The organism is Lacticaseibacillus camelliae DSM 22697 = JCM 13995, assembly GCF_001311195.1.
GTDB lineage: Bacteria > Bacillota > Bacilli > Lactobacillales > Lactobacillaceae > Lacticaseibacillus > Lacticaseibacillus camelliae.
In genome coordinates this window covers 1-9346 of the sequence record NZ_BBAJ01000083.1, presented here as the reverse complement: position 1 = coordinate 9346, position 9346 = coordinate 1, and the positions used below count along the sequence as shown (strand labels likewise).

Genomic DNA, 9346 nt, shown 5'->3' with positions numbered 1-9346 from the left:
TCGCCTGTATCACCTTTATCGCCGGTGCCCACTGGTTCGCCCGTATCACCTTTATCGCCAGTGTCTGCTGGTTCGCCTGTATCACCCTTGTCGCCAGTGTCGGTAACAGTCATATCACCAGTATAATTGTGGCGATCATTTGCTTGAGGGAAGCCTGCTAGTTCCAATATCTCATCATCAGTGAAATCATCGGCGCCTTTAGTACTGGTAAAGAAGTAATCGTAGACTTTCTGGTGAAACACGTTTGAGTGGCTAGTGTCGGCATGTTCTTTCCCGCCATCACGATCTGCAGTCGCTTGTGAAGCTGCCGAAAGAATATCAGATTTGATGGAGTTGAAATCCATATTGTAGGCCTGGTTATAGCCTGCCTGATAAGCCGCCGATGTTCCTGTCAGGTCCATCGCCACCAAACCTTCTCCCGCATCAAGCTGGGCATCGTGCGTGCCATGACTGTACTGAGCGTCGTATTTTGCTTTTGCAAACGTGTATGCCTGTTTGTAAGCTGCCTCAAATTCTGCGGTGGCACCATCCGGCACATGAAGCTGATAGCCACCTTGGGCATCCTCCTTACCCCGTTTCCGTGCCTCAGAAACCTCATCGGAAACCTCTTCATCCGCTGGGAATTCATAAAACTGATTATATCCGGCCTGGAAAAGCTCAGAATGGCCCGAAACATCGGTGGGTTCTTTGCCGGCGGAAATGTCTTGCTTGGCCAGTGCAACACCGGCATTGTAGTCCGCAATTAACTCATCAAACGTTTCGTTATAACCCTTTTGGAAGGCTAATGACTGCTTAGAAATATCCGTTCGAAGTTGTGTCGACTCTGCATCAGAAGTAGCAACCATTTGACCATAAGCGAAATCTGAATCCGCCGTCTCTTTAGTCGCATCGTAAGCTTCAGTATAGGCAATTTGATAGGTTTCAGACTGATCACTGTTATCTGCGGGCTCATTGCCTGCTTCACCATCGGCCTTACCAGCGGCTGCTCCTTGATCCTCGGCACTGGCAATTCCCGTGAACTCAGCGTAGCCTTCATCATACCCATAGGTGTAACCCTTCTGGAAAGCCTCAGTCTCCATTGTCGTGTCGGCATAATCGTAGTTACCCACGCCGTCGGCCCGACCAGCCGCGACCCCAGCATCGTACTGCTGCTGATAAATCTTGTACCCTTTTTCGTAAGCCTCGTAGTAGGCATTGATATATTCTACTGACTTGTCTTCACCAACATTACGCGGAAGACCTGCTTCACCGTCAGCCTGCCAGCTGCCTTTCCCTGTTCACCAGACAAATCAACAGTCGTATAGAAAGCGTAGATAATCTGATCACGCGTAACCTTATATTGGGTCAGATCAATAACGTTGCCCTTGTCATCCTCCCAATGATCGAAGGTATAACCTTCATGGACCCCAGAGTTGCGGAATGAGCTGTTGTCTTCATACCAGTTTCCAAAGATTTCCCCTTGCGGTACAGATAAGTTGGTGTCAAGGTCAGACTGAGTCGCATCTGCGGCCTTAACCTCCACCTTGAACGCCTCGGTTGTATTGTAACCACGATATGAATCCCGCTCCGTCTCAGCGTAGCCTTTGGCGTAACCCGCTTGATAACCCGCCGAAAAAGCACTCACATCTGCAGCATCGAGATTCTCACCAGAATCTGCGGCCCCAATTGCCTCGCCAGTCGCAAAGTCGGCATCATAGGTCGCTTTGGCATCCGTGTAAGCGGCTGTGTAAGCATCCTGATATGCTTTGCTTTGCGAAGCATTATCAGCCACTTGCTTGCCGGCTGCACCATCGGCCACCCCGGCTTTTTGACCAGCCGCTGCATCCACAGAAAGCGGAGCGAAGACAGCAGTAAATGTCGCATCGCTGCTTGGCGTGTAGTTGCTGAAATCAACCGAATTGCCACCCGCATCTTCCCAGTGGTCAAAAGCAAAGCCTTCAGCTGCAATCGGCGTCGGTACTTTCGCAGCGTTCAGCGGTGTCCCCGCCTTGGCTGAAATGGTCTTGTCAACAGTACCTCGCTTCTCATCAGCAGACTTGAAGACTAACTTCACGCTAGCCGACGTTTTTCCATCATCCTTAGCGAACACTGCGTAAAGCGTTGTGTTGCCAATTGGCTTATAGAGATCAAAGTCGATGACGTTATTGTCCTGATCCTGCCAGTGATCGAAGCGGTATCCCGCCTGTGGTTCAGGGGTCGGCAGCCGGTTCTCGTTCAGCAGCTGACCTGCCTTGGCCGTCACAGTCCCAGAAACGGTCCCTTCATCATTGTTTGCGCTCTTAAATGCCACTTTGATGTCACTGTCAGCACCTGGTGTCAGCGCTGCAGTAACATGGTAATCAGCCTGAAACTGAACCGCTGAAGCAGTTGTCCATTCCATGTGAGAAACCATCCCATCATATTCAAAGGAAGTTGGGCGTCCCTCACCAATATAAATTGCCGTTCCGTCATCGCGCATCTGCCATTTACTGGTATCAACGTGAACATAGGCGAGATCATTTTTTTGCATCCTCATCGCTTGCATCTGCGTCGCCAATCAAGTCCCGCACGTTGACATACCAGTGACCATCGACCTCATAAGTATTGGCGCGCACGTGCTCATCAGCAACGTAATTCCATACATACTGAGAAATCACCGAAATATCTGGCACATCATTGGCGATGTAGGAGAATGCATTCCCACTGGCAGCCAAATTGATCAAATGACTAGCACCACTAATATTGAGCGTCCCTGTCAGGTTATTGTTCGTCAAATTCAGGGAGGCTACGACGTGGTTCGGTGTAAAACTAGTCAACTGATTATCAGAAAGGTCGAGCTGAGTGACCTGCGGAAACAATGACGCATCGAAGGTAGTCAGTTTATTGCCGTTCAAACTCAAGGTCCGTAGTCCTGCCTTGTATTCCCCTTCGTTTCTCAATTCGTCAAAACTAACATCATCGCCATGCGCATCAGGTGCGTCAAACGTCGTCAACTGATTATACGAAAGATCGACCGTCGATAAATACTCCAAGCCGGCCAAATCGATTTCAGAGAGCTGATTGCCTTGCAGATAGAGTGTTCCCAGATGAGTCTGCTTTGAAAGATCAATACTCTTGAACTGATTATTCGCCAAATTTAAAGAAGTCAGATTCACATTGCTTAGGTCAAGACTGGAGAGTTGGTTATCCGACGCATCAAAATCAATCAGTCCTGGAAATGACTTAAGATCGAATTCTGAAAAGGCATCCTTGGAAATAGTCAGATCATTAACCTTATCCAAACCGCTGGCGTTGAGGGTTGCCAACTTTGGATCGTTGTACAGATCCAAATTGCTTAGTGCAGGCAGATTTTCGACGGTAGCATCATCCAGACTGGTAAGGTCCTCCGCCCGTAGTTCCTCAAGTACAGGCAAATTTTTGACCGAGACTTTAGTAATCGTACTACTGTCTTCAACGGTCAATTGCTGGAGGCTTGGCAAAGATCCGTCCAGCTCCAGCGACTGCAGAGTCGTAGTCGCATGGGTGGAATAATCATCACCAATTGTCAGCTTGGTAATAGAATCCGATTGAAGATCTTTGGGCCAATGTGCTCAAGGTTGATCCCTTCAAGATCCAGCATTTTCAAGTATGTCAGCTTCGGCAGCAAACTGAAGTCAGAGACCTCAGAGCCCGCTCCAAGCGAAAGGTTATACAATTTAGGCAGTAATTCAAGCCCTTTAAGGTCCTTCACCGGATCGTCGGGGTCAAGAGCTTCAATGGACTGCATTGAACTCAACATGTCGGAGCTAAATTGCTTGCCATCCCATTCTGGATCAACTTTATAAGCCATTGCAGTCAAGATATCGCGTAGTCCTTGATCCGGAAAATTTACTTTGGTGAAGTCAACTGGCTCATATTGGGCCTGGCCGTCTTTCGAACTATCCCCAGAATCTTCGGTAACTGTGTCTGCACGAACGGACGCCTGAGGTTGAATCAGAGTCGCAAACGATAAACTAGCGAGTAATGCCGTGCTATAAAGGAGTACATTTAAATGTTTATTCTTCTTCATTTCGTTTTTTACCCCCAACAAATGTGAACCCGAGACCAGTCAGCACCATGACCAGCATCCCAGTCAGAGCGTTATGCGCCACTTTCTCGCCTGTGCTTGGCAATCTCCTACCCCGACGGCCGGAATTTGTCCGTGCCCCGCGTGAAACCGACGAAAGCGACCCATTGTCTTTGTATACGCGAGCTGATCGCTCAGGCTCGGAGCTGGCAACGCTTGATCAGTCTTAGTAGCACCATTTTCGCCACTTTGTTGCTTCTCATCATCCGTGCCAGCAGCTTGAGAAGCGTCTTTACCCGTGGAAACGGAGCCGTCCTGCTTGTTACCGTCGCCAGTAGTGTTGGTATCATCCTTCTCACCGTCGCCGGTGGAGCTAGAATCTCCCTTCTCGTCGGACCCGCCATTAGTCTCCCCTGGTGTCCCGTTTGTCCCCTTGTCTGAATCATCAGTCTTCTCATCTTCAGGAATAATCACAGAAGTGGTGATTGCTGTTGATTTATTGCCTGCATCATCGAAGCTTTGGACGAGAATATCAGTGGTCGCAGTCACTGCAAATGGCTTGGTGTAGGTCTCCCAAGTTTCACCGCCATCGAGGCTGTAACGAAGGTGCGTATATTCTTGCTGATCGGCAGTCAAAGCTTTATCAAACCCGAGCGTGACTGTGATGGCTTTGGTGTTTGCACTCAGATCACTTAGCGATGCTGTCGGCAAAGCCGCAATCTGATTGACGATATTCTTTACGGTGTATGTCGCAACGGGTGATTCATTCCCGTACTTATCGCTAGCTTTGAATTGAATATCCCCATCAATTGCTTTATTTACACTGCCATCGTAGCTGTTCCAAGTCTTACCATTGTCCAAGCTATACTGGATATCTGCGTCTTGCGCCTGCGTTGCAGTCAACGCGACCGGTGCATTGGTCAGCTTCTGAGTGCTTGGCGTAATCGTTGGCGCATCCAGTGCAGCTTTCTTCTGGTGAACGAGAATCCGGCGCTTAGTTTCGTTGCCATAGTTATCCGTGACGGTCATCACAAAGACGTTATCAGAAGCACCGTTGTCTTTAACGAGGTCCTTACTATCGTCTGTTGGTGTCAATGGCAATTCCGTGTCAAACTGTTTTGGTTGATCTGTGGTGTACTTCTCACTAAGCGTTTGATTCCATGGCGTCTGATAAAATTCGTCAGTACCAATCTTGACCGTGTAACCGCTCAGGTTATCACCAAATTCACCCTTTAGTTCAAGGGAATCCTTGTTAGTGAATACCTCATAGTCGTAATCATCTAACGCGGAAGCCTGCCAATTGTCTCCTGTGGTGAAATCAAGAACCGGGAAGGTCGTGTCAACCGCAACCCCGAACGACCCTCGTGTCCACTCCTCAGCACCGCTCAGTTTAAACTGATAAGTAATGTAGCGTACTTGGTTTTCGCCAACTTTGAGCTTGTAACTAAACTGATGCGTGGTTGGATCCACCTGAACCTTGTTTTCGGGATCATCGGGATCCATCGAATGGCCAAGAATCGTGAAGTCATCTACTGTATCAAACGCATTGCCGGCCGTCCCGGTGATGGTCAACGTTTCAGTTGCTTCATCATACTTAATGTCTTTTTCATTCTCCTTGGAGATGTTGACTGTTGATCCCCCGACTACGTTGTCAAAGTTAAGGTAGGTGCGATCAAGCTGAGTCACCAGCATGTCAGCTTCTGGGCCGTCAACTTCACCGACGCCAGGAATCGAGGTGAACGCTGGGCGCTCATGATGTTCTCACCCTCACGTGCGCTACTGCCGTTGACCATTCTGAACAAAGCGTTAAATTTGCTGGTTGCCTTGTCTAAGTTGTAAGAATCCGGCTCAAATGTCGACCCGCCTTCGTTGTACCCATAGGTGACAATATCGGATGGACTGCCCGAAACGCTCCCAGATAACGTGAAGGTATCCGCAGTATTGTTGACCCCATACATTCTGGAACCATCGGTCATGTCATACCACTGCCCCCCCGCTGGCAAGTCAAGCGTTGTGACAGGCTGTGCAGCAAAACCAAACTTGATTGTTTTAATCACGATATTTTGCTTGGCATCTTGAGAGAAGATCAACTTATCCATCCCATCAGTAGTCGCCACATGTGCCTCAAAGTTGCCATCGTCATCGACTTTGACTGGTTGACCATTCAGATAGAAATCATTCTTGTAGTTGCCATAGATCGTGTAGGTCTTATCATCCTTGTTGTAGTAGGTATCTGTGTCATCTGTCGTTTCACCGTCAAAGGCATTGAAAAGGATCAGACTATTACTGTTCGAAGCCACATCAACAGTAGCCTTAATTTCAATTGATCCGGGGTTGCCGGCGTTATCAATCGCGGCGACTTGGATGTTATTGATACCGTCCTTCAGATACTGTGAAACGTCAGTGATCTCAGTATCAAAATCAAAGGTCTTCAGTGGTTCCTTGGCAAAGTCCTCCACGGAACTAAAGTCTTTAGCCTGACTGACTTGAGGATCCAGCTTGGCGGTGATTGCAAAACCGTTAACAGAAATACCAATCTTGGACAGTGGTGAAAGCCCGCTTGTCTTGTCAGTAACCGTCCCAGTAACATGCCACTTACCATCATCATTCTTTGCTAGATTGACATTGTTAAACTCTGGCTTCGTGCTATCAACCTTAATCGGCATGTCCATGGTCTGAGTCTCGCTGCCAGCATCATCAGAATCTACATTGGCCGTTAGCCGGTAAATATACTGGCCATCTGGTAAGGCCTTCTCTTTGCCAGTCGTCGGATCGTAACTATTCCCATCAAATTTTAGATGATCAATACTCAGATAACTATTCGTGGTCACGTGCTCCCCATGACCAGAAATGTAGTTTTTGGATGCATCAAGTGCAGAACCCAAATCACGTACCGTCTTGCCGTTCGCATCAACAATAGTAGCCTTAAGTTCCTTAGCATTACGATTAAGCGAAACGTAAGGAGAAGCATTGTCCTGAGTACCATCCCATTTGGTGAAATGGCGACGTAATTAGCGTCGTACCAGTACCGCCCAAGCGGGGTCGAACCCGTGTCACTAAATTCGCTATCCCAAACCAGGCCCAGTGCTGCCCCATCTTCAGACATCAAAAAATTCCCGTGATCCGAGACATATGCACTTTCATCAGGATAAATTGATTTGCCAGAGTTGCCAATGCCATCAAAAATCTTCTGCGCACTGTCCCAGTTCCCGTAGAACCCAAGGAACGCCATTGAGAGATCTGGGCTGTCTGACGTGTTGCTCTTAAAACCAACGAATCCTTCAGCCCATTGGGACTTGTGGAAGCCATTCGGTAAAGTCAGCGTCACAGTGACATCTTTAGACTCCCCAGCCTTCAAGTCGAATTCCTCTGCATCTGCTTTCAGCGTCGACCCGGAGATGTGCTTGTCATAAACGTTTTTGTCCTCATCCACTGCCTTAGTGTAGGCACCGCCAAAATCGTTGAAATTGTATGATATATCGGTTTTACCGTTATTCTTCAGATTGATTGTGAAAGTTGCTTTGTCACCAATTTCCTTAAGCGAAGCCGCGCCTTTCCCTTTTACTGTCATGGCAACGGTAGACTTCAGGGCTTGGCTGATCTGAACAATCCCAGACCCTGTCGTCGCGGTGAGTATGGGGCGTTATCATGCGCTTTGTCGAGCACCGGAGTAGCCGTGTTCATCATGCAAGCTTGGCTGCCGTCACTCGGTCCTTGCCGCTCAGGCCGAGCCCATTCGCCTTTTGACCTTGAAGCACAAGTGCCGTGGCGCCTGCCGTCACTGGCGTCGCCATAGAGGTCCCTGACATATCCTGATAACCATTATCATTGGCCGTTGACCAGAGGTGCCCACCAGGCGCAGTGATATCAGGTTTTAATTCAAGGTCAGTGTTTGGCCCCCAAGTGGTGTAATAGGACATTTCATTCGCCGTGGAACTGGTTGAAACCACCGGCGTGAAAGTACTGAATTTATAAAACTCCTTCGGGTGCGCTTTGACATCATCAACCAGTGTTTTACCATCTTTCATGCTCGTGAAAATGGTTGGCAGGCCAGCTGACAGCCCCGCTTCCCCATCACCAACCGTCACGTTGTTGATAACGATCAAACCGGCCGCGCCGTGAGATTTCGCGTTGGCGTATTTATCGGCAAAAGTCACTTCGCCATTACCGCCACGAGAAACTACTGCGACTTTGCCACTGACGTCGACATTGGCGTAGTCACCATCGGAGCCGGCCCCCACCCCATCAACGACATCTTCGTAGTTGCTTTCATTCGGCACAACGACCAACTGCGCCGTTGGGAAATGGCTAACGCCTTCGTTGAGGAAACCAAGTCCGCATTGGGTTCAATGCTGATAGCCTTGCCGAAAACATCGCCATCATCGCTAGCATGAGTGACGGAAGTGCCATAAGAGGTCCAGGTCGTGTTGTCGGAAGAAGCGACGGTGATGGCATCCTCGGCAATGCCAGGGGTGGACATCAGTCCATCATCGAGCGCGTTGTAGTTCGCCAACGCCCCTGTCGCGCGACCCGTCGAATTACCGGAGTTACCCGCGGCAATAACCGAAACGACCCCTTCGTCTGCTGCCGCTTCAATGGCGTCATTTTCTACGTCACTCATGTTCGCATTGGCGTCATCAGCACCAAAAGACATATTCATGACGTCCGCGCCGAGCTTCACTGAATCTTCAATGGATTGCACGATCACGTCGGAGAAAACCCCGGTACCCATATTATTGAAGACCTTCATGTCCAGCAACTGGGCTTCCGGTGCGACTCCTTCAACCGACTTCACGTTATCCGGATTTTCCCCATTGGCCGCCACGATCCCCGCCACGTGCTGGCCGTGCATTTCTCCAGTGGTGTCGTAAACTTCTTCATCATTACCATCAGCATAGTTGTGTGCAAAGGGAATCTTGGTATTTTCATATTTCCCATAACCCAATTCATCGATGGCCTTTTGCGCGGTTTCCTTCGAGATCTTCGCGGTCGATTCATCGGTCAGGCGGAAATCCTTGTGCGTCGGATCGATTCCACTGTCAATGATTGCAACGGCCATACCCTCGCCTTTAACATTCTGTTCTTGCAAGCTTGTACCGCCTGGACGGTTTTATCAGCAGAGATGTCTTGCGGGGTCTGAATGGCACTAACTTCAACCGACTTGACGCCATCAAGTGCCTGCAGCTTGCTGATGTCTGAAACTTTGGCATCAATCGAAAAGCCCTTCACCAGATAGCCAAACTCTTCTTCAACCTTGCTGCCGGTCAATTTCTCAGCCGCCTCAGTAGTCGCCTTCTGACTCGCTAAGGCTTATTTTCCGCA

The 9346-nt window shown here is 49.1% G+C and carries 10 protein-coding genes and 1 pseudogene; all 11 read right to left on the bottom strand.

Annotated elements, in window-relative coordinates; translation table 11 throughout:
* Positions 1–1109, bottom strand: a pseudogene (locus tag JCM13995_RS11505) (hypothetical protein); the annotation flags it as partial.
* 95 nt (positions 1110–1204) lie between these two features.
* On the bottom strand, positions 1205–2509 hold the full coding sequence (locus JCM13995_RS11500; protein ID WP_054665841.1) for an InlB B-repeat-containing protein: 1305 nt from the start codon (positions 2507–2509) through the stop codon (positions 1205–1207).
* Entirely contained in the window at positions 2496–3458 is a 963-nt protein-coding gene (locus JCM13995_RS11495) for a leucine-rich repeat domain-containing protein (RefSeq protein WP_054665838.1), read from the bottom strand. Before JCM13995_RS11495 ends, JCM13995_RS11500 begins: the two co-directional genes overlap by 14 nt.
* Before the next feature lie 65 nt (positions 3459–3523).
* Entirely contained in the window at positions 3524–4027 is a 504-nt protein-coding gene (locus JCM13995_RS11490; RefSeq protein WP_054665834.1) for a hypothetical protein, read from the bottom strand.
* Complete coding sequence (locus tag JCM13995_RS17845; RefSeq protein ID WP_225350871.1) at positions 4014–4085, bottom strand: hypothetical protein; 72 nt, start codon at positions 4083–4085, stop codon at positions 4014–4016. Before JCM13995_RS17845 ends, JCM13995_RS11490 begins: the two co-directional genes overlap by 14 nt.
* A 5-nt stretch (positions 4086–4090) precedes the next feature.
* Complete coding sequence (locus JCM13995_RS11485) at positions 4091–5716, bottom strand: hypothetical protein (protein WP_054665831.1); 1626 nt, start codon at positions 5714–5716, stop codon at positions 4091–4093.
* A complete protein-coding gene (locus JCM13995_RS11480; RefSeq protein ID WP_156314468.1) occupies positions 5707–6909 on the bottom strand; it encodes a hypothetical protein in 1203 nt (400 codons plus the stop codon). Before JCM13995_RS11480 ends, JCM13995_RS11485 begins: the two co-directional genes overlap by 10 nt.
* Entirely contained in the window at positions 6852–7595 is a 744-nt protein-coding gene (locus JCM13995_RS11475) for an Fn3-like domain-containing protein (protein ID WP_054665827.1), read from the bottom strand. Before JCM13995_RS11475 ends, JCM13995_RS11480 begins: the two co-directional genes overlap by 58 nt.
* A gap of 112 nt (positions 7596–7707) precedes the next feature.
* Positions 7708–8265, bottom strand: a complete 558-nt coding sequence (locus JCM13995_RS11470; RefSeq protein ID WP_263849669.1) for a S8 family serine peptidase — start codon at positions 8263–8265, stop codon at positions 7708–7710.
* Positions 8205–9113: a S8 family serine peptidase gene (locus tag JCM13995_RS11465; protein WP_156314467.1), complete on the bottom strand. Its 909-nt coding sequence runs from the start codon at positions 9111–9113 to the stop codon at positions 8205–8207. The genes JCM13995_RS11470 and JCM13995_RS11465 overlap by 61 nt, the downstream gene beginning before the upstream one ends.
* Entirely contained in the window at positions 9026–9292 is a 267-nt protein-coding gene (locus JCM13995_RS11460; RefSeq protein ID WP_054665817.1) for a hypothetical protein, read from the bottom strand. Before JCM13995_RS11460 ends, JCM13995_RS11465 begins: the two co-directional genes overlap by 88 nt.
* Positions 9293–9346 lie beyond the last annotated feature (54 nt).